The sequence below is a fragment of the Dyadobacter diqingensis genome (assembly GCF_024220585.1).
GTDB classification, from domain to species: Bacteria; Bacteroidota; Bacteroidia; order Cytophagales; family Spirosomataceae; genus Dyadobacter; species Dyadobacter diqingensis.
The window spans coordinates 1-26,918 of sequence record NZ_JAMXKF010000011.1; the positions used below are offsets into that span (position 1 = coordinate 1).

25 protein-coding genes are annotated in these 26,918 nt (G+C 42.4%); 17 read left to right on the forward strand and 8 right to left on the reverse strand.

What is annotated here, in order from left to right; genetic code table 11:
- Positions 1-95 precede the first annotated feature (95 nt).
- Positions 96-803 (reverse strand): thioredoxin domain-containing protein, encoded by a 708-nt coding sequence (locus M1L62_RS24630; RefSeq protein ID WP_254562310.1) that lies wholly within the window; start codon positions 801-803, stop codon positions 96-98.
- Positions 804-931: 128 nt separating this feature from the next.
- On the opposite strand from M1L62_RS24630, the gene eno reads away from it, so the two are divergent.
- From eno to M1L62_RS24660, 6 genes are all read left to right on the forward strand, one after another.
- Entirely contained in the window at positions 932-2,203 is a 1,272-nt protein-coding gene (eno, locus tag M1L62_RS24635) for a phosphopyruvate hydratase (RefSeq protein WP_254562311.1), read from the forward strand.
- Positions 2,204-2,213: 10 nt separating this feature from the next.
- Positions 2,214-2,597, forward strand: coding sequence for an FtsB family cell division protein (locus tag M1L62_RS24640; protein ID WP_254562312.1), 384 nt, complete (start codon positions 2,214-2,216; stop codon positions 2,595-2,597).
- A 104-nt stretch (positions 2,598-2,701) separates the two neighbouring features.
- Positions 2,702-3,196, forward strand: a complete 495-nt coding sequence (locus M1L62_RS24645) for a low molecular weight protein-tyrosine-phosphatase (protein ID WP_254562313.1) — start codon at positions 2,702-2,704, stop codon at positions 3,194-3,196.
- Between the two features lie 68 nt (positions 3,197-3,264).
- Entirely contained in the window at positions 3,265-4,797 is a 1,533-nt protein-coding gene (gene gpmI, locus M1L62_RS24650) for a 2,3-bisphosphoglycerate-independent phosphoglycerate mutase (protein ID WP_256527765.1), read from the forward strand.
- Between the two features lie 116 nt (positions 4,798-4,913).
- Positions 4,914-5,525, forward strand: a complete 612-nt coding sequence (locus M1L62_RS24655) for a hypothetical protein (RefSeq protein ID WP_254562314.1) — start codon at positions 4,914-4,916, stop codon at positions 5,523-5,525.
- Positions 5,526-5,830: 305 nt separating this feature from the next.
- The gene (locus M1L62_RS24660; protein WP_254562315.1) at positions 5,831-6,781 is read left to right on the forward strand and encodes a DUF8428 domain-containing protein; all 951 of its coding nucleotides are present in this window, start codon (positions 5,831-5,833) and stop codon (positions 6,779-6,781) included.
- 80 nt (positions 6,782-6,861) lie between these two features.
- Here the strand turns inward: M1L62_RS24660 and M1L62_RS24665 are convergent, their stop codons facing one another.
- The 4 genes from M1L62_RS24665 to M1L62_RS24680 all read right to left on the reverse strand — a co-directional run bounded on the left by M1L62_RS24665 (position 6,862) and on the right by M1L62_RS24680 (position 10,485).
- Complete coding sequence (locus M1L62_RS24665; protein WP_254562316.1) at positions 6,862-7,752, reverse strand: polyphosphate kinase 2 family protein; 891 nt, start codon at positions 7,750-7,752, stop codon at positions 6,862-6,864.
- A gap of 79 nt (positions 7,753-7,831) precedes the next feature.
- The gene (gene rdgB, locus M1L62_RS24670; RefSeq protein ID WP_254562317.1) at positions 7,832-8,407 is read right to left on the reverse strand and encodes an RdgB/HAM1 family non-canonical purine NTP pyrophosphatase; all 576 of its coding nucleotides are present in this window, start codon (positions 8,405-8,407) and stop codon (positions 7,832-7,834) included.
- Between the two features lie 88 nt (positions 8,408-8,495).
- Positions 8,496-9,404 (reverse strand): FKBP-type peptidyl-prolyl cis-trans isomerase, encoded by a 909-nt coding sequence (locus tag M1L62_RS24675; protein WP_254562318.1) that lies wholly within the window; start codon positions 9,402-9,404, stop codon positions 8,496-8,498.
- A gap of 46 nt (positions 9,405-9,450) precedes the next feature.
- Positions 9,451-10,485 (reverse strand): DHH family phosphoesterase, encoded by a 1,035-nt coding sequence (locus tag M1L62_RS24680; protein WP_254562319.1) that lies wholly within the window; start codon positions 10,483-10,485, stop codon positions 9,451-9,453.
- A 202-nt stretch (positions 10,486-10,687) separates the two neighbouring features.
- Between M1L62_RS24680 and M1L62_RS24685 the strand changes: the two genes are divergently transcribed.
- Entirely contained in the window at positions 10,688-11,107 is a 420-nt protein-coding gene (locus M1L62_RS24685; RefSeq protein WP_254562320.1) for a nucleoside-diphosphate kinase, read from the forward strand.
- Between the two features lie 68 nt (positions 11,108-11,175).
- On the opposite strand, the gene M1L62_RS24690 is transcribed toward M1L62_RS24685, so the two are convergent.
- The gene (locus M1L62_RS24690; protein WP_254562321.1) at positions 11,176-11,706 is read right to left on the reverse strand and encodes a fasciclin domain-containing protein; all 531 of its coding nucleotides are present in this window, start codon (positions 11,704-11,706) and stop codon (positions 11,176-11,178) included.
- Positions 11,707-11,801: 95 nt separating this feature from the next.
- Between M1L62_RS24690 and M1L62_RS24695 the strand changes: the two genes are divergently transcribed.
- The 10 genes from M1L62_RS24695 to M1L62_RS24740 all read left to right on the forward strand — a co-directional run bounded on the left by M1L62_RS24695 (position 11,802) and on the right by M1L62_RS24740 (position 24,671).
- The gene (locus tag M1L62_RS24695; RefSeq protein ID WP_254562322.1) at positions 11,802-12,437 is read left to right on the forward strand and encodes a 3-keto-disaccharide hydrolase; all 636 of its coding nucleotides are present in this window, start codon (positions 11,802-11,804) and stop codon (positions 12,435-12,437) included.
- Between the two features lie 133 nt (positions 12,438-12,570).
- Complete coding sequence (locus M1L62_RS24700) at positions 12,571-14,730, forward strand: TonB-dependent receptor (RefSeq protein WP_254562323.1); 2,160 nt, start codon at positions 12,571-12,573, stop codon at positions 14,728-14,730.
- A 38-nt stretch (positions 14,731-14,768) separates the two neighbouring features.
- Complete coding sequence (locus tag M1L62_RS24705; protein ID WP_254562324.1) at positions 14,769-15,428, forward strand: hypothetical protein; 660 nt, start codon at positions 14,769-14,771, stop codon at positions 15,426-15,428.
- A 26-nt stretch (positions 15,429-15,454) separates the two neighbouring features.
- A complete protein-coding gene (locus M1L62_RS24710; protein WP_254562325.1) occupies positions 15,455-16,888 on the forward strand; it encodes a histidine kinase in 1,434 nt (477 codons plus the stop codon).
- Between the two features lie 75 nt (positions 16,889-16,963).
- Positions 16,964-17,746, forward strand: coding sequence for a LytR/AlgR family response regulator transcription factor (locus tag M1L62_RS24715; RefSeq protein ID WP_254562326.1), 783 nt, complete (start codon positions 16,964-16,966; stop codon positions 17,744-17,746).
- Positions 17,747-18,068: 322 nt separating this feature from the next.
- Positions 18,069-18,821 carry an undecaprenyl pyrophosphate synthase gene (uppS, locus tag M1L62_RS24720; RefSeq protein WP_254562327.1) on the forward strand — a complete coding sequence of 251 codons (753 nt, stop codon included), beginning with the start codon at positions 18,069-18,071 and terminating at the stop codon, positions 18,819-18,821.
- A 6-nt stretch (positions 18,822-18,827) separates the two neighbouring features.
- Positions 18,828-21,419, forward strand: a complete 2,592-nt coding sequence (bamA, locus tag M1L62_RS24725; RefSeq protein ID WP_374760319.1) for an outer membrane protein assembly factor BamA — start codon at positions 18,828-18,830, stop codon at positions 21,417-21,419.
- 50 nt (positions 21,420-21,469) lie between these two features.
- Positions 21,470-22,090 (forward strand): OmpH/Skp family outer membrane protein, encoded by a 621-nt coding sequence (locus M1L62_RS24730; protein WP_254562328.1) that lies wholly within the window; start codon positions 21,470-21,472, stop codon positions 22,088-22,090.
- 10 nt (positions 22,091-22,100) lie between these two features.
- The gene (locus M1L62_RS24735) at positions 22,101-22,754 is read left to right on the forward strand and encodes an OmpH/Skp family outer membrane protein (RefSeq protein WP_254562329.1); all 654 of its coding nucleotides are present in this window, start codon (positions 22,101-22,103) and stop codon (positions 22,752-22,754) included.
- A 300-nt stretch (positions 22,755-23,054) separates the two neighbouring features.
- On the forward strand, positions 23,055-24,671 hold the full coding sequence (locus tag M1L62_RS24740; protein ID WP_254562330.1) for a hypothetical protein: 1,617 nt from the start codon (positions 23,055-23,057) through the stop codon (positions 24,669-24,671).
- Positions 24,672-24,716: 45 nt separating this feature from the next.
- On the opposite strand, the gene M1L62_RS24745 is transcribed toward M1L62_RS24740, so the two are convergent.
- The gene (locus M1L62_RS24745) at positions 24,717-25,511 is read right to left on the reverse strand and encodes a lipoprotein signal peptidase (protein ID WP_254562331.1); all 795 of its coding nucleotides are present in this window, start codon (positions 25,509-25,511) and stop codon (positions 24,717-24,719) included.
- A gap of 51 nt (positions 25,512-25,562) precedes the next feature.
- Entirely contained in the window at positions 25,563-26,765 is a 1,203-nt protein-coding gene (locus tag M1L62_RS24750; protein ID WP_254562332.1) for a proline dehydrogenase family protein, read from the reverse strand.
- Between the last annotated feature and the right edge of the window lie 153 nt (positions 26,766-26,918).

Sequence of the window (26,918 nt, forward strand, 5' to 3'; positions counted from 1 at the left end):
GTAGTCGAAAATATAGTTATAAATCAAAATTTCATGAGAGGTATATATGGAAAGAGGCCGCCTTTTTGAGACAGCCTCTTTTTGTTTAGAAACTTTTAAAGATTCTGCTCGATCAGCTTTCTGAACTCGGCTTCTTCCATTAAGCCATTCTTGCGAAGTATGAGTTTTCCCTTTTTGTAGAAAAGAAATGCGGGTATTTCATCGATACCAAGATCCTTTGCCAGGGCCTTATTCTGATCGTAGTGGATCGTTTCAATCGTAGCTTTGGCTTTATACTCCTCGGCGAGTTTATGCACTGTTGGCAGCATTTTGATACATGGGGCACACCACGGTGCGTAAAAGTCAACCATAACCAATTGATCCGAACTGATTAACTTCTTAAAATCTGCGCTATTCATTCCTTTATTGGCAGCAGAGGCGTCTTTCGGGGCATCGATTAATTTACCGGTTGAAGTCCATTTCAAATAACCGCCCTGCATTTCATAAACGTTGGTAAAACCTTTTTCATGCAAAACTTTGGCGGCGGCGGCACTTCTTCCGCCGGAGAGACAATAAACAAACACTGGTTTATTTTTATCCAGTTTTTCAACCTGCTCTTTGAAGGCGGTATTTTTGTAATCGATATTTTCGGCTTTTTCCAGATGTCCCTGGTTATATTCTTCCGGCGTTCTTACATCGAGTAATTGCGCTTGTTTGGTTGCATTCAGCTTGTTTTGAAAGTCACTGGTGGATAACTGAGTCTGAGCCAGCCCCGCAGAAGCGGTTAGCAATATGCTCAGAAATGATATGAGAATACTTTTCATACTATAAAATTTAATTCTATGATAATGTAAATTTACCTTAAAATAGATTCGCGGCTCACGTATGACATTTTTTTTGTGTTATTTTGTACCGTTAATATATCCATTTCAAATCAAACCCAAAGCTGCAAATGAGTACGATTCAGTCAGTACATGCAAGACAAATTCTGGATTCAAGAGGAAACCCTACAGTAGAAGTAGATATTCGTACCGAAAATGGTTATTTAGGACGTGCTGCGGTGCCTTCTGGTGCATCAACCGGTAAGCACGAAGCAGTTGAGCTTCGCGATGACGACAAGAGTGTATATGTTGGAAAAGGAGTTTTGAAGGCTGTTGAAAATGTAAATGATATCATTTTCCCTGAATTGATCGGCGCTTCTGTTTTCGAACAAAACCTGATTGATAAAATAATGCTTGAATTGGATGGTACGCCAAACAAAAGCAAGCTTGGAGCTAACGCAATCCTTGGTGTTTCTTTAGCGGTTGCTAAAGCTGCTGCTCAGGAAGCTGGTCTTCCATTGTATCGTTACATCGGTGGTGTGAATGCAAACACACTTCCTGTGCCAATGATGAACATCCTGAATGGTGGTAGCCATGCAGATAACTCAATCGACTTCCAGGAGTTTATGATCCTTCCTGCGAAAGCGGATACGTTCTCGGAGTCTCTTCGTATGGGTGTTGAAGTATTCCATACTTTGAAAACTGTATTGAAAAGCAAAGGATTCTCTACGAATGTAGGTGACGAAGGTGGATTTGCTCCAAACATCAGATCAAACGAAGAAGCGATTGAAATCGTTATTCAGGCGATTGAAAAAGCAGGATACAAGCCAGGTGAAGATATCTTCATTGCGATGGATGCAGCTGTTTCTGAATTCTACGAAGATGGTTTCTATCACTTCAAAAAATCAGACGGACGTAAATTGACTTCTCCTGAAATGGCTGACTACTGGACTCAGTGGGTTGCTAAATACCCTATTATCTCTATCGAAGACGGTATGGACGAAGATGACTGGGCTGGATGGAAAACACTTACTGAATCAATTGGCAAAAAATGTCAGTTAGTAGGTGATGATTTGTTTGTTACAAACGTAACACGTTTGCAGCAAGGAATCGAGTCTCAGATCGCTAACGCTGTTTTGGTTAAAGTAAACCAGATCGGTTCATTGACTGAAACAATCGATACAGTTAATCTTGCTAAGAGAAACAGCTATAAAACCATCATGTCTCACCGTTCAGGCGAAACAGAAGATGCTACAATTGCTGACCTTGCAGTAGCGTTGAACACAGGACAGATCAAAACTGGTTCTGCTTCACGTTCTGACCGTATGGCGAAATACAACCAGCTTCTTCGTATTGAAGAAGAATTGGGCGAAAGCGCATACTTCCCAGGATTGAAATTCTAATTTTAGTATAATGAAACCGGAGCTTATGGCTCCGGTTTTCTGTTTTCTCAGCATGACCGATTTAAAGAACAAATCTTACTGGCTTCTGCAATCCATGCGACAATTCTATACTGCAACTTTTGTGGTATGGCTGGTGTGGATTTTGTTTTTGGATAACAACAACCTCAAAGTAGTTTTGTCGCACCGCGTCAAAATGAAAGAACTTGAAAAACAAAAAAGCATACTGGAAGACAAAATAAAAAAGGTAGTGCGCGAGCGTAACGAAGTTTTTGGAAATCCCAAAATGCTTGAAAAATGGGCTCGTGAAGAATATTACATGCGAAAGCCACATGAAGATGTTTATGTCATTGTGGATGAAAACAATCAACCCATCGAAAGCCGGAAAGAGGAATAGGAAGTAATGCTCCGCTAACAGATCGGGCCATTTCCTTGTAACAGTAGCAAACAGACTCCCCGGCAATCCTGTTCACTCTAAAACTGTTTACTTACCACTGCACTTTGATTAACGTACTCTTTATTTGCTTAGGAAATATTTGCCGTTCCCCGATTGCAGAAGGTGTTTTTAAAGATCTTGTCAAACAAAAAGGGCTTGATCACCTGATTCAATGCGATTCGGCGGGCACGGGAGCTTATCACATCGGAAGTTTGCCTGATAAACGTATGCGCAAAGTGGCTTCGGCAAATGGCCTTACCCTGACGCATCAGGCCAGACAGCTTTCCTTCGAAGATTTTATTAATTTCAATTACATTGTGGCCATGGATGAGTCTAATTTCGAGAATATTCGGAAGGAGAGCTTTCGTGCCCATGGATTTTATTTGCCCGAAGATCAGTTATATTTATACAGAATGTTTGATCCTGAAAGAGCAGATGCGGTTATTGTTCCGGATCCTTATTATGAAGAACTTTTGGCATTTGACGATGTTTACGGAATTGTAAAGAGAAGCGGAACCGCCTTTCTGGATTTTTTAATTGAAAAACACAGTCTGGCTTAAACGGATAACCTTCGTTTACAGCCGGATTCTTGAAATATATAAAGCAGAATTTTTAAACAAATACGAAATTGGGAAAAAAAGTAATCCTTATCATCATGGACGGCTGGGGAATTGCCAAAGCCGGAGAAGAAAACCGTTCAGCTATTCTGGCTGCGAAAACACCATTTTACGACAGCATTTTAGCAAAATATCCGCATAGCAAACTGGAAGCAAGTGGTCTTGCAGTAGGCTTGCCAGACGGACAAATGGGCAATTCCGAAGTGGGGCATACCAACCTTGGCGCTGGCCGTGTCGTGTATCAGGATCTTGTGAAAATTAATCTTGCGGTTTCTTCCGGGACACTGGCGAACGAGCCGGTATTGGCAGACGCCCTTAATTTTGCGAAGGTAAATAATAAGAAAGTACACTTTATCGGCCTTGTATCGGATGGTGGTGTGCATTCACACATCGACCACGTAAAAGGTTTGTGTAAAATTGCGGCTGACAAAGGTTTGAGCAATGTTTTCGTTCATGCTTTCACGGATGGCCGTGATACGGATCCGAAAAGTGGCCTTGGTTTCCTAACCGAACTGGAAGAAACAATGGCAACATCAACCGGCCAGATTGCCAGCGTTACCGGTCGTTATTATGCAATGGACCGCGACAAACGCTGGGAGCGTGTAAAACTGGCTTATGACGCCATGGTTCTTGGCGAAGGCAAACATGTTAAGGCGGGTGGTATTTTGGCGGCTGTGGAGGAATCTTACGAAGCAGGTGTGACGGACGAATTTATTTTGCCGATCATCGCGGTAAAAGAAGACGGTTCGCCCGTTGCGGTTATTGAAGAAGATGACGTAGTCGTTTGTTTCAATTTCCGTACTGACCGTGGCCGTGAGATCACCGAAGCATTGACGCAGCAAGATTTCCACGAGCAGAATATGCACAAACTGAATCTGCGTTATATCACGATGACCAATTATGACGATACCTTCACAGGTGTTTCCGTCATTTTTGATAAGGATAACCTTAACAATACCTTAGGTGAAGTATTGGAAGCGGCTGGGAAAAAACAAATCCGTATCGCTGAAACTGAGAAATATCCTCACGTTACATTTTTCTTCTCGGGTGGGCGTGAAAAACCATTTGAAGGTGAAAGCCGTTTGTTAAGTCCGTCTCCGAAAGTGGCGACTTATGATCTTCAGCCGGAAATGTCTGCATTCGGACTTCGTGATTTGATCGTCCCTGAATTGATCAAGGAAGAGGTTGATTTCGTTTGCCTGAACTTTGCCAATGCGGATATGGTTGGCCACACAGGTGTTTTTGAAGCGGCTGTAAAAGCTTGCGAAACGGTGGATCAATGTGTACAGTCGGTTGTAACAACCGGCCTGGAACATGGTTATACTTCGATCATCATTGCTGACCACGGTAATTCAGATTACATGGCCAACGACGACGGATCACCAAATACTGCCCATTCGCTAAATTTGGTACCATGTATTTTGGTTGATAATGAATACCAAAAACCAATCAAAAATGGTAAACTGGCTGATATGGCACCAACAATCCTGGATTTGATGGGGGTTGCCAAACCAGCAGAAATGACTGGCGACAGCATTCTGTAAACTATACAAGTATAAAAGGTGTTATTTTTGTCAGAGAGTCTGGGTCAGGCTCTCTGATTTTTTATACGGGTCTTTCCCGAGTATTTTCACCATAGTGCTGGCTACTTAAATAAAATATGAATACCGGATTTCAACATTTTACGCTTCAACGCTCTTGCAATCAATTTATTAAATACCTGTCTGTAATCATTTTTCTGTTTTTGATGGGGTGTGATCAGGCGCAGGACAAACCGGCAGAGAAGAAAACCTATTATGATGTCAAAGGATTTATAGAAACGCAGATTGCTTTTTTGTCGGAACAAAAGCCGAAAGTGAGCAAGCAAATGAGCGTTGCTGGTAAAAAGGAAGAACGGTCCACTAAAAATGTTGACTGGAAAAAAGAGCTGGAATTATTTATCCAGGCTGATATTAATAAGCCAGCGTACAGTAAAAGTTATGTTGTGGAGAAACCGGATTCTCTGACTGTTATTTATACCCTAAAACCGACAGAAAACCTGCCTGTGCGTTATCTGAAGGTACAACTGGATAAAATTTCAGAAAATCCCATATCGATCAAGGCGCTGCTACGGTCGGAAAATAAGCTGTATAAGTCGGAAAAGAATATTGAGATGCATTGTGTCAGCCAATCGAACCAATGGCATCTGACATCTTATTCCATAAAAGGGTATCAGAAACTTGCCATGACCGACCAGAAGGATTTTGACATCAAAGCACAGGTAAGTTACTAGTGGATATTATTCCAGATTGTAGTATTTTACCCTAATTTGTGTATGCCGTACCCAGAAATTTGGGCGATTATTGATAAGTATAAAACTGGTAAAAAAAACATTATTCTTATCATTTATTTTATTGAATATGCTTAAAAACGCTGTAATGGCGTTTTTTTTGTTTTGTAGAACTAGGTTTTGCGTGACTGTAACATTTTTTAAGATGCCCGGAAAGTTGGGGAATGATATTGGTAATAAATGATTCAGAGTCTAACTGAAAATCTAAATAAATCAAACATTACACAATTAAAATAAACCTATTCTCAATGCAACCAGAACAGAAAAACAAGCAGACAATAGCGTGGGCAATGGTAGTTGTCCTTGGGCTAGCAACGGCCATGTTTGGCTATCTATTCACTACTCAGAAAAGTGAATTGACACAGCAGGAATCAATGGTAGTGGAAAAAGCCAGAGAATTGGCATTAACCAAAACAAAACTTGATTCGATTTCAACAGTACTTGATGCGAAAATTGCAGAGATCGAAAAACTTGGCGGAGATGTTTCGGAACTTACGAAAGTTAAAGAACAACTTGAAAAGGATAAGATCGCATTTCGCAGAAGCAACAAGGTTGAAACAAACAAATACCTTGGCAAAATTAAGGAGTACGAAAAGTTCCTTGCTGAAAAAGATGAAGTTATCGCTCAGTTAAGATTAGAAAACGAGCATCTGGTAGCATCAAATGATTCACTAAGCACACACGTAGGTACGTTGACAAACGAGCGTCAGAGACTCGTGCAACGCCAGGCTGAACTTACTGATTCAGTTGTAACTTTTACTGCTGCCAACAAAGAACTATCTGCAAAGGTTAGTCAGGCAGCTGCTCTTAAAGCGCAAAACATCAAAGTTTTGACAGTGAATTCAAGAGGTAAAGTAAAAGACAAAGAAGAGTATAAAGCAAAACGTGTTGATAAACTGAAATTGGTTTTCAACCTACCTGAAAACGCGCTTACTGCGCAGGAATCAAAAGATATCTACGTGAGAGTTTTGGATCCTCAGGGAGCCGTGGTAGCAGACGATGCTACTGGTTCAGGAGAATTTGAAGTTGACGGTGCGCCATCGAAATTCACAACACGTGAATCGGTAGCATACCAGAACAACAACCAGAAAGTGGAAATGTTGTATGATAATACATCTCAGTTCCGTCCTGGTAAATACAGCGTTGAACTTTATTCAGAAGGTTATAAAATCGGAGGAACAAACTTCACGATTAAGTAATAACTCTGACAGTGTTTTTAGCTTAACAAGAAAATGGAGTCTGACAATCGTCAGGCTCCATTTTTGCTTTAAACCGATATTTATTTCGTATTCTGATCTTTGATAATCTGGATAAACCGTTGCAATTCTGCTGCACGTTCCGGGCTTACCTCGGGATAATTCATATCCATTTTCTTTAACTCCTCTACAATAATCTCTCCGACAATCAGGCGGGTATTCTTTTTGTCGTCAGCAGGAATGACAAACCATGGCGATTTTTTGGTGGCCGTTTCATTGATTGCGTCCTGATAAGCTTGCTGGTATTCATCCCATTTGTCTCTCACTTTAACGTCCTGTTCCTCAAACTTCCAGTTTTTGTTGGGATCTTCGATACGTTCGATCAATCTTTCGGCCTGCTCTTCTTTTGAAACATTTAAAAAGAACTTGATAACCCGGATGCCATTACGGTACAAGTATTTTTCAAGGTTTTTTATGTCGGTATAACGCTGATCCCAGACCTTGTCGAGGTCTTCTGTCAGCTCTGCGGGAAGCCGCTGAGAACCTGTCAGTATTTCGGGATCCACCTTTACTACCAATACTTCCTCATAATAACTACGGTTAAAAATCGTGATTGTGCCGCGTTGAGGAAGTACGTTATTGGTTCTCCACAGAAAATCGTGGCCAAGTTCGGTATCTGTCGGGCGTTTAAACGAATGAATTTTGACGCCTACCGGATTTACACCCGCCAGCACGTGTTTGATCGTCCCGTCCTTTCCGGCAGCGTCCATAGCCTGGAAAATAATCAGAAGCCCGTAACGGTTATGGGCGTACATTTTGCTTTGCAGTTCGTCCAGCTGCTTAACAAAATCTGCCAGCATGGATTCGTACTCCTCTTTGTCGTCATAAATATCTTTGAAGCGGGTGCTGGCTTTTTTGATATCAAACTTTTCAGTGCCGTCTACACGGAATGTGCCGGATTTAAAATTGGACATATGCCTGGATTTAGTAAATTGAATGAATAGGTAATAAGATTCTCAATTTACGATTTTTACAGTCCAGGCCAAGTACTTCCTACAAGCTGATCAGATACTGTTTCAATTTTTCAAAAGCTCTGCCTCTGTGGCTTAGTTCGCTTTTCTCCTGCATCGTCATTTCAGCGAAAGTACGGTCGTGGCCTTCCGGAATAAAAACAGGGTTATAGCCGAATCCATGGCTGCCACGTTTTTCCATTGAAATTTTCCCCTCGATGGCCCCTTCAAACTGGCGGTACTCACCATCCAGAACCAGGGTGATCACACAAATAAATCTTGCCGCAAGGTTTTCATGTCCTTTCAGGTTTTCCAGAAGCAGGTCCATGTTATCGTCCGCATCCCGCTGGGGGCCGGCGTAATAGGCAGAATGTACACCCGGAGCCCCGTTTAAAGTATCTACTTCAAGACCCGAATCGTCCGCGAAACAATTGATACCGTAGTTTTTCCAGATATATTCTGCTTTTTCAAAAGAGTTTTCCGGTATCGTGTCATGCGTTTCCGGAATTTCTTCTTCACAGCCGATTTCACGCAAAGTGGTCAGGGAAAATGAATCGCCTAATAAGTCCTGAATCTCTTCCAGTTTATGGGCGTTGTTCGTTGCAAAACAGAGTTTCATCGATTGAGTTGATTTATTTTAAAATGCTGTTTAACAAAAAACGGCCACATCAGAAGAAGCAGCCGTTTTTCAATTTTATAACTTAATATTATCTGGCTGGTGCCGGAGCAGGGGGAGTTGCTGCCGGTGCTGCGCCTTTTGTAAAGTCAACCAATTCAACGTCGAACAACAATACAGAGTTACCTGGAATTGCGCCCGGAGAACCGTCAACACCGTAAGCCAATCCTGATGGAATGATAAGTGTACGTTTTCCACCTTTCTTCATCAGCATAATACCTTCTTCCCAACCTGGGATAACCATACCCACACCAACCTGGAAGTCGATAGGTTTACCTGCGTTTTTAGAACTGTCAAATACTTTTCCGTCCAAAAGTTTACCCGTGTAGTGCACTTTCACGTTGTCGCCCTGTGTAGGGTTAGCACCTGTACCAACCACTTCATCCACATAATACAATCCCGAAGCCGTGTGCTGCGCTTTTGCTTTCAGGTTATTTTTTGCAAGGTAATCCTGGATTACTTTTTCGTCTACTGCTTTTTGTTTACCAGCAGATTCTGTCTGTTGTTTCTGGAATTCCTCAGAAGTAAGAACGCTCAAAACTTTAACTGTAAAAGTAATTTCTGAACCTTTTTTGATCATTGGAGGTAGTGGCTGCATCATTCTTGCAAATAATGTATCTGCATTGATGAAGAATTTCGCACTGTCACCTGCTGCAAGCATAGCCAAACCTTCTTCGAAACTTCCTTTGAAAGGAGGAGCCTGAAGAACCAGTTTTACAGGGTTTTTGTCTTTGTAACTATCTTTTAAAACTGAATCAGCACCGTTTTTAAGAACCAGATGAAATGACATGATATCACCAAGTTTCGCTTTGCGAGCTTCGTCATCGTGCTCAAAAATCTGGTATTTAAGACCGTTTTCATTAACCTTAGTCTTATACTTGTCGCAGGCTGATGCGAGGATAGTTATGCCTAGTACATAACCTAGTGATTTAAGATTCATTGGATTGTATTAATTAAAAAATATTTATGTGAATGTTATAAATGTATTAGTCAACCTTTAAAAGTTCTTCTTTGTACTTGGGAAGGATGGATAAAAAGAGATCGACGGTATCATTGATCGAAAGCTCCGTTCTTCCTCCTGACGCATTTTTGTGGCCTCCTCCACTAAAATAAGTGCTTGAAACATCCCGCACCGAAAAAGCTCCCACGGAACGGAACGATATTTTTATCTCTCCTTTTCTTTCAATAAACAATGCCGACATCACGACATTTTCCACCTGCAATCCGTAATTGACAATCCCCTCTGTTTCTCCCGCGCTTGAATTGAACCGGATCAGTTCTGCTTCCGTCAGTACCATGTAAGCGGTCCGGTACTCGGGAAGCACGATTAATTTCTGGGACAACACATAACCCAGAAACTGAAGGCGCGAAAGCGGCGAATTATCATAAATCAGCCTGTGCACTCTGCTGGAATCAAATCCTGTCAGCATCAGATCTGCAACGGCCAGGTGAACGGCCGGTGTTACGTTTCCATGCCTGAAAGACCCGGTATCGGTCATGATTCCTGCATAAAGACATTCGGCCATCGGGATGTCAAAAATATCCGTGGTGGGAACGTCTCCCTCAATTTCTTTTATTAACGCATAAACCAGCTGAGCTGTTGCCGCAGCGCCTGTATCCCAGATCATCCATTTTGCAAAATGTTCGGGTTCCAGATGATGATCAATCATTAATTTAGGCGCCTTTGCATTCTGAACTACTTTTCCGAGATCCTTTAAACGGGACAGCGCCGAGAAATCAAGACAGCAAATTAAAGTCGCTTCTTCGATTTTTCTTTTTGCCTTTCCGCTTTCACCAGCCTTCTCATATACCATCACTTCGCTCATGCCCGGTAGCCAGCAAAGGTTTGCAGCATAGTCGGTTGGGCTTATTACGGTAACTGTATGACCTTTTTTGGATAAATAACTTGCCCACCCAAGCGAAGAACCAAGCGCATCAGCGTCAGGATCCCTGTGCATCGTGATGATGATTTTTTGAGGAGTAGATAGAAAAGCAACAAGCTCTTCAATGGTTTGATTCACAGTTATTTAATTCAAAAAGAAAACTTGGACCCTGCATTTTGATCACAAAATTAACAAAACTGTTGGGATTTGTTTAATGTTGAGTACTAAAGGCTTATTCTCGGGCCAATGTTTTTATGCTTAAATGAGGTTCCTTGCAGAATTGCTGGCTATATAAAATGAAAATTGTAGTTTTGCAGCCAAATAAATTATAGCAAACTGTATGTCAACCAATAAGACCTTCACGATGATCAAACCTGACGCCGTATCAGACGGACACTCAGGTTCTATTATTAAAATGATTGAGGCAGCCGGATTCCGTGTTGTGGCCCTTAAGAAAACACAATTAACTCCTGAGCGTGCGGGAGAGTTTTATGCAGTACATAAAGAAAGACCTTTCTATAACGATTTATGTGCCTACATGTCATCAGGTCCTATTGTACCGATGATCCTTGAAAAAGAAAATGCAGTAGCAGATTTCCGTACGCTGATCGGCGCGACAAATCCTGCCAATGCTGATGAAGGAACGATCCGTAAATTGTTTGCAAAATCAATCGAAGCAAACGCGATCCACGGTTCTGACTCGGACGAAAACGCTGAAATTGAAGGAAACTTCTTTTTCGCACACACGGAGCAATTCTAAGAACACACTGTTCCAAAAGAAAGGGCCTTATGTCATCGACATAAGGCCCTTTCTTTTGGAAGTAAAAATTACTTGATCTTGTCAAGCACCCTATTAACCACCTGAATCATGCCATTGTCGGCATTAACATTTTTGGTAACGACCGAAGCAAGACCATTAATGATCAATAATGAGTCGGCAGTTGGGCTCTTTTTAATATTAATGACTCCTTTTCCATCAAATGTCAGATTGTTTCCAAGCTTGTCCTTTTTAATCTGGTCATAAGTCAGTTTGTCTTTCAGTACGTGACGGTATACAAAAGCTCTTGCCGAATCCCGATCGGCGGTCACCATTGCACTCGTTATGTTCGAAAGTTTAAAGGCTGCATCGCTAGGGGCAAAAATAGTTATGTTTTCAGACCTGAATTCATCAGTTAAATCACCTTTTATAATAACTTCTTTCAGGATTGAAAACTGGCTGTTGGTCAAAATAACGTCAGTGATGGTTTTAGGTTTTACAACGTCCTTGTCATCTTCCTTGCAGGAGGTTATTGCGGTGCCCAATAATAGAACCGACAAAAAAATTGCCGTATAACGCCCTATAAAGTTGATTTTTTTCATAGCTTCGAATCGGTTTAATTTTTGTAAAACTAATTGAAATTGTAGTTTGATGAATTTTAAAACCGAAATTTTTTAATCCTAAACCCCAATGCAACATGTTAAAGTTTAAATTTTTAGCCGCATGCTGTGCGGTCATTTTGTTTACAAGTTCCGCCTTTCTGGCCATTCAAGGCGATGGAACTATAACTAAAAAGAAGACGGTAAAATTGTTTAACGGCAAAGATTTAACAGGCTGGAAAATCAATGGAACCGAAAAATGGTATGCCGAAAAAGGTGAACTGATCTGTGAAAGCGGTCCGGACAAAGAGTATGGTTACCTGACAACAGACAAGTTCTACAAGAATTTTGATCTGTCTTTAAAGTTTAAGCAGGAAGCAAACGGAAACAGCGGTGTGTTTTTCAGATCGACGGTGGATGGCACAAAAGTTTCGGGCTGGCAGGTAGAGGTGGCACCGCCAAATCATGATACGGGTGGTGTTTACGAATCGTATGGCCGCGAGTGGCTGGTGAAAATCCCGGACGAAAAGGAAGGTTTCCTGAAAATGGGTGAGTGGAATACTTTAAGGATCCGCGTGGTGGGCCCAAAAGTACAGACTTGGTTGAACGGCAACGCTATGGTTGATTTTGATGATGCTAAAATTGGAGCAGCAAACGGATCGATTGCATTGCAGATTCACTCCGGCGGAGGCATCAAAGTGCGCTGGAAAGATCTTATTCTTGAAGAATTGTAGGACTTTGATTTTTTATTCATTTCCATAGTTCCGAAGTTCATGCTGTGTTAAGGCGCAGTTCGTCGGAATTAGGTAACATACTGGCTTCATGGTCGATAGATTTGTGTCATCAAAAACACAAAATCTGTCAGCCATGAAGCTTTTTTATTATCTGCTGTTTTTTTCTACCTCGGTTGCTTACGGGCAAACGGTGGTGAAGGGAAAGGTAATGGATAAAAAAGGACATGCACTGCCGGGAGCCAATGTGTTTTTGAAAGGGACTTATGACGGCACTACCACGGATTCTTCCGGTGCCTTTTATTTTAAAACCTTTGAAAAGGACAGTGCCGCACTGGCAGCCAGTTATGTCGGATTTGAAATTGCTGAAACGAAGCTTTCCTTAAAAGGGAAAGAGATTGTCTATCAGTTTCGTCTGGAAGAATTGGCCAATGAATTAAATACGGTTGTCATTACGGCCGGTGCTTTTGAGGCATCTGATGAAAAAAGGATGGCGATGCTTAAACCGCTCGATATCGTTACGACTGCCGGAGCAGCCGCTGATATTACAGGTGCTATACAGTTTTTACCTGGCGCGCAACGGGTAGGAGAGCAGGAAGGCCTGTTTGTGCGCGGCGGGTCAGGGCAGGAAACCAAGGTGGTTATTGACGGGATGATTGTTCAGAATCCATTTTTCAGTTCTTTGCCGGATGTGCAGCAGCGGGGACGCTTCAACCCTTTTATGTTTAAGGGAACGTCGTTCAGCACCGGCGGGTATTCGGCACAGTACGGGCAGGCTCTGTCTTCGGTGTTGCTGCTGAATACGACCGATAAGGCCAGTAACAATGGTTTAGGAATAAGTCTCAATCTTGCTAATGCCGGGCTGAATTATGATTATGCAACCAAGAATCAGTCTATATCCGCTGTTGCCTATTATGGAAACCTGAAACCACTTTTTACATTGGTTAAGCAGAATGTGGACTGGTTGCATGAGCCTGAATTCAAAGGCTCCTCCCTTACTTATCGCCTGAAACCAACCAAACATGGTGTGCTGAAAGTCTATGGCATGTATTCCGACAGCCGGCTTAGCATGAATTCAAAAGATCCGTCTAACGAGTCGGGTAAGATGAAACTTGATCTTAAAAACCGCAATGCTTTTGTAACGAGCACCTATACGGACCAGTGGCGCGATGGGAAGTGGCTGTTGAATTCCGGTTTTTCTTATAGCCGCAATAAAGATAACATGACCTTTGACGCCGTTCATTTTGATCGTTTCGACGAAAGAACGCAGGCACGCCTGGTACTGACACGTTTATTATCGGGTAACAATTCGGTTCTTTTTGGCGGAGAGGCACATGTTATTAATCTGCAAAACGGGGTGGATGGTACATTGTATCATCTGAAAGACCGTTACACGGCGGTTTTTGCGGAGAGTGAAATTTATGTGACGCGGCAGCTTGCCGGCCGCGTGGGTGTTCGTGGTGAATATTCTTCCTTGCTGGATCGTTTCAACGTAGCACCACGATTATCGTTTGCTTATAAAACCGGGAAGTACAGCCAGGTTTCGCTGGCAGCCGGACAGTTTTATCAAAACCCTGATTATCGTTATTTATATCTTAATAAAAATCTCAATTTCGAACGAGCCGATCACCTGATCCTGAATTTCCAAATCATCAAAAATCAGCGTACGTTCCGTTTTGAGACTTTTTATAAGAATTATGCACAGCTCGTCCGCGAATTTACGGGGCAGGCTTATGATGCGGATCCTTATCGTTTTCCCTGGGGAACAACCAACAATGGCGGACACGGTTATGCGAGAGGTTTTGATTTTTTCTGGCGAGATCAGAAAACGATCAAAAACTTTGATTACTGGGTGACATACAGTTATGTCGATTCCAAAAGGTTATTTCAGCAATTTGATCACGCTGCCACCCCGACTTTTATTTCAAATCACAATGCCAGTCTGATTACCAAGAAATGGTTTGAGAAAATCCAGACAAGCCTGAATATGACTTATGCTTTTACCAGCGGACGTCCTTACTACAATCCGAACAACGAGGAATTTTTAGCAGATCGTACGCCTGCCGTGCACAATGTGAGTATTCAGGCAAGCAAGCTTACAAGTATCAAAGGAAACCTGATTATTCTGTATGCTTCTGTTGACAATATTTTCAACATTAAAAATGTGTTCACCTATCGCTATACACCCGACGGAAAAACCCGGTATGCGGTGGGACCGCAAAGTTACCGCAGTTTCTTTGTCGGTACACAGATTATGTTATCGAAAAAAGCCAAAGTTGATAAAAACGATTTATAACCTATTTACATCATACCGATCCCCAATCAAGAAAAATTATGAAAAAGTTATTCATTACATCCGCGTTGCTGCTGGTTTCGATGATCAGCGTTTTTGCACAAAATGAAAAGTATGTGCAGGCCATGGAATCTTCGATCAGCCTTTTGGACAAGGTAGACAAAGCAAAAAATGATCCGGTTGAATTACAGGAAATAGCCAACCGCTTTGAACGCATTGGCACCGCAGAAGCGAAGGAGTGGCTGCCACGATATTATGCGGCGTATTGTTATACGCTGATGGGCTTGTCGGGGAACTCGATTGCGGAGAAAGATAAATTTTTGGATAAGGCAGACGGCCTGCTGAAGGAATCGGAAACACTGGCCGGAAAACCTTCCGATGAAATACTGATCATGAAAGCCTATGCGGCGCAGATCAGGCTTGCAGCCGACGGCATGAACCGCTGGCAAAAGTACGGCGCGTTGTTCACTGAAAATATTGACGCGGCCAAAGCGGTAAATAGCGATAACCCGCGTATTTATTATCTTGAAGGGTCAAGTCTGTTTTTTACGCCGGAAGAATACGGCGGAGGAAAGAAAGTGGCCAAACCTTTACTCGAAAAATCCATCGCAAAATTTGCTGCTTTCAAACCGCAAAGTTCAATTGCTCCGCAATGGGGTAAAATGGAAGCGGAGTGGATGCTCTCGCAGGCGAATCAGTAAGTCATTAAGAATTTAGGAATAACCCGATGGAAGATAAGAAAAAGCCTTTGCGTATGACCGGCACTTCGCTAGAAGGACGGGATTTTAGTAACATGAATCTGGAAGGAGCCGATTTTAGTTTTTCAAGCCTGGAAGGGATCAATTTTGACGGATCCAATCTACGCGGCGCGAAAATACGTTTTGCATCCCTGGAAAAAGCGACGTTCCGGAATGCGGATCTGACGAATGCAGATATGAGTTTTAGCAGTCTGACCGACACGGATATGACCGGGGCGAAGATTGAAGGCGCTAATTTCAGTTTTTCCTCTCAGGGGAAATCGTTTAACTGGCAGGATCTCAAACTGATTGGGCTTATCCAGAGCCAGAGCTGGATCGGGACGTTGGTGGCCGTATTCATCGGGGCGCTGATGCTCTACGGGACAAGCGCCATCATTTATTTCACGCTCGAAATTGCATATACATCCAACGCCGTTCGGGTTCAGCTCAACCAATACCTTATTGCTCAGAATATTATTGGCGGGGTCATGACGGTTTTAATTGCCCAAAATATGGCGGTTTGGCTGGACACGATGATTGATAAAGTCGTTCTTCGGCATCTTGCTTTGAGTACCGTTATCATTTTGTTCTTTCTGGCATTGTCGATGGGCATGTATTTCGCATTTGGACAAAAGATTTTTAAGGCGGTACAAGTTCAGTATCCCCTGGAAGCGGCTCAGAACAATGCCTGGTATTGGTACACGATCGGTCCTGTTATTATTGCCAACGTATTTTATTATCTGGCACGGCAGGGACGACAGCTATCCCGGAAAATTTCGGATCAGGAGTATCAGCTTCTCAATCTTGAAAAACTGAAAACGCGTGCGGAACTGGATGCCTTGCAGGCAAGAATCAACCCTCATTTTCTATACAACGCGCTGAACAGTATTGCCAGCCTGGTACATGAAGATCCGGATAAGGCCGAGGAAATGACGCTATTGTTATCGAAACTTTTCCGTTACACAACAGGTCGTAAAAACAGAGATTACTTTGATACCATTGAAAATGAGCTCGAAATGGTGCAGACCTATCTTCAGGTAGAAAAGGTAAGGTTCGGAGAAAGGTTGCAGTTTGAGGTAGAGGTAACCGATCCGGAGCTGAAAGCACTTCAGGTTCCCAAGTTTATTTTGCAGCCAATTGTCGAGAATGCCATCAAACACGGCGTGGCAAAACTGGCGGATCAGGGCAAGATCATTGTCAAAATTTATGAAGAAAACGATTGGCTGCATCTTTGTGTACACGACAACGGACCGCTTTTTGCGGACACAATGGGCGCGGGTTATGGCATTCGGAGCATCCAGGAGAAACTTAAATTGTTGTATGGCGATGACGCCCGTCTGGAACTTCACAACGAGCCAAATAAGTCGGTAAATATTTCGATTCTTAAATCCGTGATCGGGAAAGGCGAAGAAGACATGGAATAGTTGCTAATTTTGAAATGCTGTTGTAAAATAATTGTTAATTCCACGCATCGTTTCGCTGCGAAAAATTAATCTCAAATGAATTTTCCTTTAAAGACTATATTGATTGACGACGAGCCTTTGGCATTAAGCCGGCTCAGGAGACTGTTGGAAAAACATCCGGAAACTTTCGTGATCGTAGCGGAAGCAAAAAACGGGGCAGAAGGTCTGCTGGAAATTGACAGACATAATCCCGAAATCATTTTTCTGGATATAGAAATGCCGCTTCTCAACGGTTTCGAAATGCTGGCCAAACTGACAAAAATGCCGTTGGTTGTTTTCTCAACCGCTTATGACCAATACGCGATCCGTGCTTTTGAAGAGAATTCGGTGGATTATTTATTAAAACCTGTTGAAAACGACCGGCTTTTAAAGACAATCGACAAGATCCGTAATATTCTTCAGGCTGGTTTTAAAACCGGAGAAAGGCACAATCCCTATTCTGATAACCTTTTACGTTTATTGGAAGAAATGAAGCCGAAAAAGGAAATCTTCTCATTGTCCGTAAAATCAGGAGACCGGATCCTGCTTATTCCCCTGACCGAAATCACCCATTTTGAAGCAGAAGAGAAGTACGTGTTTCTCAACACGCTGGATGGGTTAAAGTATCTTCTGAACTATACGCTGACCTCCCTGGAAGAAAAACTTCCTTCCCATTACCTTCGCATCAGCCGGGCTGGTATTGTAAATTCCCATCATATCAAAGAAATTCAAAAGCATTTTAATGGCAAATATGTCGTTGTGATGCGTGACAAGAAAGTCTCTCAACTGCAAAGCGGGAGCACTTATACGGAAGTCATTCGCCATCTTCTTGATAATTAATCACCTTGCATCCTGGTGTGCTGTTGGAAATATTGATTTTGAAGACGGCATACTTATTCCTAAATTGCGCCCTTGTTAAAATCCGACGTGTGTGTTATTGATTTAATGTGCTCTTTATCAGTACATTTGTGTTGTTAACACGAATTTTTGTTGTTGAAATTTAATATTTTTCGACACAATTGTGGCACAATCTGCGTACCTCAATAGGAGCAGAGGACCCACATTACAGTCAGATTTGAAAAAACATCAAATAGAATTTATAAGATCGGCGTATAATGGTTCGTTTGTTTTTGTTAAAAAAGGTTAAAAGAGTTCAGATATAATGAAAGAACTCATTGATTCGGGCAATCTGCCAAAGCACATAGCCGTTATCATGGATGGTAACGGGCGGTGGGCACAGAACCAGGGGGCGGCACGTGTATTCGGCCATCGTAATGCAATCAAAGCAGTAAGAGAAGTGACCGAAGGCTGTGCAGAGCTTGGCGTATCCTATCTGACGCTTTATGCATTTTCCACAGAAAACTGGGCTCGTCCGCAGTTTGAGGTTCGCGCATTAATGGAATTGCTGGTGCAGTCTATCCGCAACGAGCTTCCTACGATGCAGAAAAACAACGTGAAGCTGGACACGATTGGCGATATGGATAGTTTGCCGAAGAGTTGCCAGAACCAGCTTGCAGAAGCCATTGAAAGTACCCGCGATAATACGGGGCTTAATCTTATTCTTGCGTTGGGATACAGCGGGAAATGGGATATTGTTCAGGCAGCGAAAAAGCTTGCAGAGGGTGTTCAGAAAGGTAATATTAAGCCTGAAGAAATCAACGAAACTTTGTTGAACCAGCATCTTTCTACTGAGGACAGACCGGAAGTGGACCTGATGCTGCGCACCGGTGGTGATCACCGGATCAGTAATTTCCTGTTGTGGCAGCTCGCATATGCAGAGTTGTATTTTTATAAAGACCTTTTTTGGCCCGATTTCCGCAAGGAGCATCTTTATCAGGCAATTTTGGCATACCAGAAAACGGAACGACGTTTTGGTAAAACCGGTGAACAAGTAAAAGCGAATGGAGCTAAGTAGAATTATATGAACCTGGTGAGAAACTTTATTAAAACATTCGTACAAAGTAATTGGGCACTAACAGGAGTATTGTTATGCTGGTGTTTTTCGGCAGAGGCGCAAAAAGTAGGCTTGGGTGCATCTCCAAAACCGGCAGCATCTACTGCTAATCTCGGTATTGATCCTGCTAATCCAAAGGAATATACAATTGCAGAAGTTACGGTTTCGGGAACGCAGTTTCTGGATCCGAATTCTATGGTTTCTATTTCGGGTTTGAAACCTGGGGACAAAATCCGTGTGCCGGGCCCGGCTATTCCATCGTCAATCAAAAGAATGATGGATTTCGGAACGCTGGATGACGTGGAAATCATGGCAACCAAAGTAGAAGCAGAAAAGATCTGGCTTAACATTCACATCAAAGAGCGTCCCAGACTTTACAAAGTGTCTTTTTCTGGTGTCCGCAAGGGAGAGAGAGAAACTTTGAATGATAAGGTAAAGCTGATCAAAGGCCGTGTGATTACGCCTACGGTGATCAAGAATACACAGCTTGTCATCAAAAAATATTACATGGATAAAGGTTTTTACAACACCAAAGTAAAGGTGCTGCAAATCCCGGATTCCACACGTGGACAAGCCACACTGAACTTTACCATTACAAAAGGAAGTAAGGTAAAAATCAAAGAAATTAATATCGAGGGTAACTCCGATATCAGCAGCGCTACGCTGAAACGTAAAATGAAGGGAACGAAGCAGAAACGCATTGGCCGTCTGTTTAATCCTTCAAAATATATTCCTAAAAAATACGACGAGGATAAGGAAAAACTTATCGCTTACTACCGTAAAAACGGTTACCGTGATGCAACGATTGAATTCGATACCATTAAAAGTAACGGAGAAACGATCAGCATCAACATGAAAATTGATGAAGGTAAAAAATACTTTTACCGCAATATAAGCTGGACTGGTAACTACCTTTACACGTCTCAATTCCTGGGTGAAAGACTGGCTATTAACAAAGGTGACGTTTACAACCCGGAAGAACTTGAAAAGAAAATCAATGGAATTCCAGGTGGTGATATCAGCTCCATTTATATGGATGACGGTTATTTGTATTTCCGTATTGATCCGACTGAAAAGGCTGTTGACGGCGATTCGATTGATGTTGAACTTCGTATGTTTGAAGGTAAGCAGGCAACAATCAACCGCATCATCCTGAATGGTAATACCAAAACAAGTGATCGTGTAGTATTACGTGAACTTTTCACATTGCCAGGACAGAAATTCAGCAAGACGGAGATTATCAACACGCAGCGTCAGCTGTCTCAAATGGGGTATTTCAACCCTGAAAAAATTGCTCCAAACCCGATTCCAAATCCGCAGGACGGAACGGTGGATATCGAATGGAACGTGGAAGAAAAACCATCTGACCAGATCGAGCTTTCCGGAGGTTGGGGAGGTTACATCGGTTTCGTAGGTACGCTGGGTCTTGTTTTCAATAACTTCTCGCTTCGTAACATTCCGAACAGAGAAACATGGAGACCACTTCCATCAGGGGACGGTCAGAAATTATCCCTTCGTTTCCAGGCAAACGGTAAGCAGTATCAGACCTATTCGATGTCGTTCAGCGAGCCTTGGCTGGGAGGTAAAAAGCCGATCAATTTCGGGGTTTCTTTGCAGCACACCGTTTATCGTGTAGCAAGTTATAACAACTATTATCAGTCCAGTGCAGGAAGTGGTGTTAACTATGGCGGCGGATATTACAATACGGGTATTACCTTATCGGTAGGCCGTCGTTTGAAAGAGCCGGATCGTTACCTTGTGTTAACACACTCATTGTCTTATCAGCGTTATCGTCTGAATGACCTGGATATTTTCCGGATCGGGTACAGCAATGGTATTTCCAACAACATTTCATTCAATACAACGATTTCACGTAACACTTTAAGTGATTTCCAATTCCCGAGAAGCGGATCGAATATCTCTTTAAGTGCAACTTTTACGCCTCCTTATTCAGCGTTGCGTAAAAACGATTACAAAGATATCAGCGACACATACCGTTGGGTAGAATACAACAAGTGGATGTTTGATGCAACGTACTATGCCACCATCACAGGTAAGCTGGTATTGAGTGCAAGAACGCACATGGGTTATTTGGGCAGATACAACAAAAAACTTGATTTCAGTAAATTCGGACGTTTCATCGTTGGGGGATCAGGTTTGGCAGGTCAGGGATCTTTCTCACTTGCTGACCAGGACATCATCGGTTTGCGTGGTTATGAAGATCAGAAAGTTGGTCCTTTGACATCTCAGGGGTATCCGGCGTCAGGTGGTGGTATTGTTTACAACAAATATGTGATGGAACTTCGCTATCCTGTTTCGCTTAATCCGCAGGCAACCATTTTCATTCTTGGTTTTGCAGAGGGTGGTAACAACTGGGGGACTTACAAAGAATTTAATCCTTTTGATCTGAAAAGATCTGCCGGGGTAGGTGCCCGTATTTTCATGCCGGCGTTCGGTCTTTTGGGTATTGACTGGGGTTACGGGTTTGATAGTATTCAGGGGCAGGCGAAGAAAAGCGGAGCGCAGTTCCACTTTACCATCGGGCAGCAAATCAGATAATATTATAGATCCCTTTTCGTTAAACCTGTTTAAATTATTGGCGGCTTGGCATGAAGAACATTATTATTTTACTAGTTTTGTCCCTTATTTCCAGCGGACAGGGAATGGCTCAGAAATTCGGGTATGCCGATATGGAGTTTATTACCAGTAAAATGCCCGAATATCAGCAGGCGCAAACGGAAATGAAAAAGTTCTCCGAAAAGTGGGCCAAGGAAATTCAGGACAAGTTTGCTGACGTTAGCAGAATGCAGCGTGCCTACATGGCGGAAGAAGTTTTGCTGACCGACGATCTTAAGAGAAAACGACAGTCAGAAATAAAGGAAAAGGAAGCTGAGGCGAGAGAATATAACAGCAAGATTTTCGGTATGGAAGGGTTGTTGTTCCAAAAGAAGAAGGAGTTGATGAAACCGGTAATGGAGAAAGTCCAAAGGGCGGTATCGAAAATATGTATCCAGAAACGACTTGATTTTATGTTTGATAAATCGAGTGATGTGGGGATGATTTACTCGAATCCAAAGCACGACTATTCGGACTATATTATGGAAGAACTGGGAATAGACGCCCAGCCTGCCAAAGCTATTGCGAAAGAAAAACCAGTAAAAGAAGAACCGTCGGTAGCACCAAAGGAGAGCTCACCTAAACAAAAAAGTACAACCAATAAACTTAAATAGTAAAAAAACAATGAAACAAAAATTGATAGTGTTTATGGTCGCAATGGCCATGCTAAGTACTCCTCTTTTGGCGCAAACAACTCCTGCTAGCGGACTGACTAAAATTGGTTATACCAATGTAGACTACGTGATCAGCAAGTTGCCTGAGAGTAAAGTAATGCAAAACCAACTTGAAGTAACAAAAGCACAGCTGGATAAAGCCATTGGCGAGACTTATAAAGAAGCTCAGGAAAAATACGAAGCATATCAGAAAAACGGTGCGCAGATGACTGACGTGATCCGTGCTGATAAAGAAAAGGAATTGCAAAACCTGCAAACTCGTATTCAGGAAATGCAAACCAACGCGCAACAGTCTTTGCAAACAAAACAACAGCAATTGCTTGAACCAATCCTTACAAAGGTGAACAACGCAATTCAGGAAGTAGGTAAAGAAAGTGGGTTCCTTTACATCCTTAACATGGATGCAGGAGCAAATACTACACCAATTATTTTGTATGCCGGATCTGAGGAAAACAACGCAACACCTCTTATCTTCAAAAAATTGGGTATCGATCCTGACAAAGTAGAAGCTGCTGCTCCTGCAACCAAACCGGCTGCTGCAACACCAGCACCTGCAACAAAGCCAGCTGCAACAACACCTGCTGCTACGCCTAAAAAGAAATAAGCAGTAGTTTTTTCTAAGTTTTTTAGAATATATAATACCGGGGAGTAGTCTTTTACAGACTGTTCCCCGGTATTTGTTTTAGGGAGTTTTTTTATTGGTAGTGCTCTCGGACCTGACATCCAATATGTTTTAAATTGTACTGTATTTAAAAAGTGCAAAATGAAGCGCGTTGGATATATCGAAAATTCTGGCTTCTAAAAAAACAGAAGTATTCAGAACGTTAAGCATACAGGATTTGTTAATTTTGCGTTATGGAAGTTATATTCCTTAGCTCATAAAATAAATTATATTTCTGCTATTATGGTTTTTAAAAATATCTTTTACTTTCTCATTCTATTACTAACCTCATTCTGTTCCTATCCGGTTTTGGCACAGGATAATACGCAGGCCAATGGGGGAAATGCATCATTTCAGTTGATTTTTCCAAAAGATGCGGAGTGGAATACATTGGAGGAAGGCAAGGAAATAAATTTTCATCTTCAGGTGCGCGGGGGAAAGAGCGATTCGATCCGTTACAGCATTACGAGCGGCTGGAGAAAAGATATGAAGTTTGATTCCACGGGACATTTCGTGTGGACGCCAACGTATGAAATGGCAGACCGGATCAACACGGTTAAATTGTGGCCAATCGTTTTTGAAGCCGTTAATCTGGCAGGCGAAACGGTTTCTCAGCAGGTTGCTTTTAAAATCATGCACGTAAACCGTGCGCCGGAAGTAGATGAGCTAAAACCATTTTACGTCCAGTATAAAACGCAGAATACCTATCAGATCGATATGAACTCTGTTCGTGATGCGGATGGTGATCCGGTGGTTTTTATTCCCGTTTTGGACGGCATGCCGGAAGGGATGCGCATGACGGCTGCCGGTGAGATTATCTGGGATCCTTCCACAACACAATTTAACCTATTAAAAAAAGGACCGAGATATATCGAGTTTTTCGTGGAAGATCAGCCATCGAAAGTCCGTACAAAAGGCCGGCTGAAACTTGAAGTAACGCAGATGGATCTTGAACCGGATTTCAAAATCGTACCGCAGAACCAGCTTGTACGCAGCAAGGAAAATAACCGCATCAATTTGAAATTTACGTTATCTGACCCGAACGGTGACGATGATATTGCCACTTTTGATTTTGTATCTGAAAACAAAAATGTGCCTCAGTCGGCATTGGTAAAAAATGCACCAACGAGTTATGAATTCATTTGGGAGCCGGGTTATGAGTTTGTAAAAGATCCGTTTGACTCGCTTGCTTTCAATATCACGTTTTATGTGCTTGACAAGGCGCAGAACAAAAAGGAAAGAACGTTACGGTTCCTGATCGAGAACACAGTTAATGAAGCAGAGCGTGATGCTTACGTTTACGGCTTGTACCGCGGCGGGTTGGTTAATGCCTGGAGCTTGTTGGAGCAAATGAAAGAGAAAGAAGGCGAGCTCAAAAGAGCCTACGGAAGGGCTAAGAAAGGTAAGAGAAGTCGCTCACTGGTCAATGCATCCTTAGGGGCAACGACAGGTCTGGCTCCTGTTATCGCAAAATCAAGCGTGGAAACGAGAGGTTATATCACGACGCTCGGAGGGACAACCGTTGCAACACTGGGGACGCTTGAAGCCACGGAAGTTATTGGTAAATCCACCAATGGCTTGCTGGACCGCTTTAACTATGTAATGCAGAAGAAAAACGAATTGCAGAATAAGGGAGATGTATTTGCACGTGAATACGCACAGAAGTCTGCCCGCCGCTCACCTGATTTTATCAGAAAACTGGATGAATTCAAAGCTTTGATGAACCTGAGCGGTTTGGTTGCTTTGGAACTGGATGCGAACTGGGAGAATAAAAAAGCAGCAGGTTATGACGAGAAGAAAGTAGACGCTGCGATTAAAAAGGCATTTAAGGATTTTATGCCATTGGAGAAAGACGAGTAATCCGAAAGGAAGTTTTAGATATTAAACTGAAAACAAAAAAGAGAGCTACAAGCTCTCTTTTTTGTTTTCTTCTTGTTCCGGATTTAGCGGAGGAGAAATCTCGGGAGAATCCGGATTTACGAATTCGTCTTTTACAGAGGTCTCTTCTGGTTGCGATGATTCGTTTATGATATCCGTTTCAATAGGTTGATTGTCTTCTGGGAGCGTTTCAGGTGATACGTCGTTGTCAGTTCCTCTGCTGTGGTGATCTCCTTCCTCAGGGTTGTAAAAATGGCCCTGGAAGATAAGGATACTGCAAACACCGACAAAGATACATGAGTCGGCAATGTTAAATATCGGCGTGGAATAATATTGGCCACCCCAGACCGGTACCCATTCGGGAATAAATCCTTCCCAGAAATCCACAAAAATCATATCAATAACCTGACCGTGGAACCAGGGTGTTGGCGAGCCATAAGGCGCGTTATCCAGAAAAACGCCATAAAATGTACTGTCAATTACGTTTCCAACTGCTCCTGCCAGGATCATGGCCAAAGCCCATAATAACCCTTTGGACGCGCCGTTACGGGCCAGATGCACCAGGTACCAGCCAATGGCGCACATGGCCAGCAATCTGAAAAGTGTAAGGAATAATTTGCCGTATTCGTGCCCAAGCTGCATACCGAAGGCCATACCGGGATTCAATACATAGTGCAGTTTAAGCCAGTTTCCAATTAATAAAATCTGTCCTGAAAACCCCGGTTCCATATACTTATAGACCAAAAGTTTTGACAATTGATCCACTGCAATTAATAAAACGCTGAACAGTAAATACCGGCTTGGATTTTTTGGTTGATTCATTCCAGATTGATTACAATTAATATCGATGTGAGTGCAAAAATAGCAAGTTCCTTATAAAGACCTTAATCCTCTTCTTTGCATTTCGCTTTTTACCAACAGGTATTCCCTGCTGCTTTGCCCGGCGATGGAGGTATTTTCCTCAGCCCGGCGGATTAAATAAGGCAAGACAGCATCGATAGGGCCATATGGGACATATTTCGCAACATTATAACCCACCTTGGCGAGGTTGTAAGAAATATTATCGCTCATGCCCAGAAGCTGCGCAAACCAGATTCTGCCATCATCATTTTTGATGCCCAGCTTTTTCATTTTGCAGGTACAGTACTGAGAGCTGAATTCATTGTGGGTGCCCAGGCATATGGAGATATGTTCCACATTTTCAAGGCAGAAATCAATGGCAGCATTGTAGTCTTTATCGGTGGCTTCCTTGGAAGTATGGATCGGATTAAAATATTCGTTCTCCCGGGCACGCATGCGTTCTTTTTCCATGTAGGCCCCGCGTACGAGTTTTCCGCCCAGCAGATAACCTTTTTGTCTGGCTGTGATATAGGAATTTTTAAGGGATGCCAGCGTTTCGTGACGGTAAAATTGATAAGTATTGTAAACGATGGCTCTTTCCTTGTTATATTTTTCCATCATTTCGTAGGTCAGGTCATCAATAACGCCCTGAACCCAGCTTTCCTCAGCATCTACAAATATGCGGACATTAAGTTTGTTGGATAACGCACAAAGTTTTTCAAGTCTTTCTCTTACTCTTGCATAGGCCGCCGCTTCGGAGTCAGACAGCGTTTCTTTCCGTTGAACTTTTTCTAATAAATCAGTGGAAGCAATTCCGGTGATCTTGAAAACTGAAAAAGGTATATCTTTGGATTCCGAAGCCTTTTGAATGGTACGCAAAATTTCTTCGGCGGTAGAATCAAAACTATTTTCATCGTCTTCTCCCTCAACCGAGTAGTCAAGTATCGTTCCTACGCCTGATTGGGCCAATGTTGAAATAGTATGCTGACAGTCACTAATCGTCTCACCCCCACAGAATTGTTCAAAAATAGTGACCCGAATAAGATTTTTTATAGGTAAGTGAAGCTTTAGAGCGATCTTTATAAAAAAAGTGCCTAAATTTACCACTCGAGCCTGATTCATTAAGCTAAATAACCAGTAGGTTTTCCTGAGTTGAGAGTCTGATTTTGAAGCAAATGCAATTGAAGTGTCTTCAAAAAATACAGGTATTTGGTCTTTTTGAGAAGCGTAAGCCATTTTTTTGTTTATCATTAGTGGTTTCCTCCTGGTTTTTAAGTAAACCAATCGGGCAAAAGTAAATACCAAAAAGGGCCGGATACTTTTGAAGCATCAAATGTACGGCAATCCGTTAAATACGCATAATACCGAGTCGAAATATTATAGTTATCT

Coding starts and splice junctions, on each gene's coding strand:
- M1L62_RS24660 (WP_254562315.1), top strand. CDS start 5,831: ATGCAACCAGAACAGAAAAACAAGCAGACAATAGCGTGGGCAATGGTA.
- M1L62_RS24740 (WP_254562330.1), top strand. CDS start 23,055: ATGGTTTTTAAAAATATCTTTTACTTTCTCATTCTATTACTAACCTCA.
- M1L62_RS24640 (WP_254562312.1), top strand. CDS start 2,214: ATGAAACCGGAGCTTATGGCTCCGGTTTTCTGTTTTCTCAGCATGACC.
- M1L62_RS24630 (WP_254562310.1), bottom strand. CDS start 803: ATGAAAAGTATTCTCATATCATTTCTGAGCATATTGCTAACCGCTTCT.
- M1L62_RS24695 (WP_254562322.1), top strand. CDS start 11,802: ATGTTAAAGTTTAAATTTTTAGCCGCATGCTGTGCGGTCATTTTGTTT.
- M1L62_RS24705 (WP_254562324.1), top strand. CDS start 14,769: ATGAAAAAGTTATTCATTACATCCGCGTTGCTGCTGGTTTCGATGATC.
- eno (WP_254562311.1), top strand. CDS start 932: ATGAGTACGATTCAGTCAGTACATGCAAGACAAATTCTGGATTCAAGA.
- M1L62_RS24750 (WP_254562332.1), bottom strand. CDS start 26,765: ATGGCTTACGCTTCTCAAAAAGACCAAATACCTGTATTTTTTGAAGAC.
- M1L62_RS24745 (WP_254562331.1), bottom strand. CDS start 25,511: ATGAATCAACCAAAAAATCCAAGCCGGTATTTACTGTTCAGCGTTTTA.
- rdgB (WP_254562317.1), bottom strand. CDS start 8,407: ATGAAACTCTGTTTTGCAACGAACAACGCCCATAAACTGGAAGAGATT.
- M1L62_RS24690 (WP_254562321.1), bottom strand. CDS start 11,706: ATGAAAAAAATCAACTTTATAGGGCGTTATACGGCAATTTTTTTGTCG.
- M1L62_RS24675 (WP_254562318.1), bottom strand. CDS start 9,404: ATGAATCTTAAATCACTAGGTTATGTACTAGGCATAACTATCCTCGCA.
- M1L62_RS24715 (WP_254562326.1), top strand. CDS start 16,964: ATGAATTTTCCTTTAAAGACTATATTGATTGACGACGAGCCTTTGGCA.
- M1L62_RS24700 (WP_254562323.1), top strand. CDS start 12,571: ATGAAGCTTTTTTATTATCTGCTGTTTTTTTCTACCTCGGTTGCTTAC.
- M1L62_RS24655 (WP_254562314.1), top strand. CDS start 4,914: ATGAATACCGGATTTCAACATTTTACGCTTCAACGCTCTTGCAATCAA.
- M1L62_RS24710 (WP_254562325.1), top strand. CDS start 15,455: ATGGAAGATAAGAAAAAGCCTTTGCGTATGACCGGCACTTCGCTAGAA.
- M1L62_RS24685 (WP_254562320.1), top strand. CDS start 10,688: ATGTCAACCAATAAGACCTTCACGATGATCAAACCTGACGCCGTATCA.
- uppS (WP_254562327.1), top strand. CDS start 18,069: ATGAAAGAACTCATTGATTCGGGCAATCTGCCAAAGCACATAGCCGTT.
- bamA (WP_374760319.1), top strand. CDS start 18,828: ATGAACCTGGTGAGAAACTTTATTAAAACATTCGTACAAAGTAATTGG.
- M1L62_RS24735 (WP_254562329.1), top strand. CDS start 22,101: ATGAAACAAAAATTGATAGTGTTTATGGTCGCAATGGCCATGCTAAGT.
- M1L62_RS24730 (WP_254562328.1), top strand. CDS start 21,470: ATGAAGAACATTATTATTTTACTAGTTTTGTCCCTTATTTCCAGCGGA.
- M1L62_RS24665 (WP_254562316.1), bottom strand. CDS start 7,752: ATGTCCAATTTTAAATCCGGCACATTCCGTGTAGACGGCACTGAAAAG.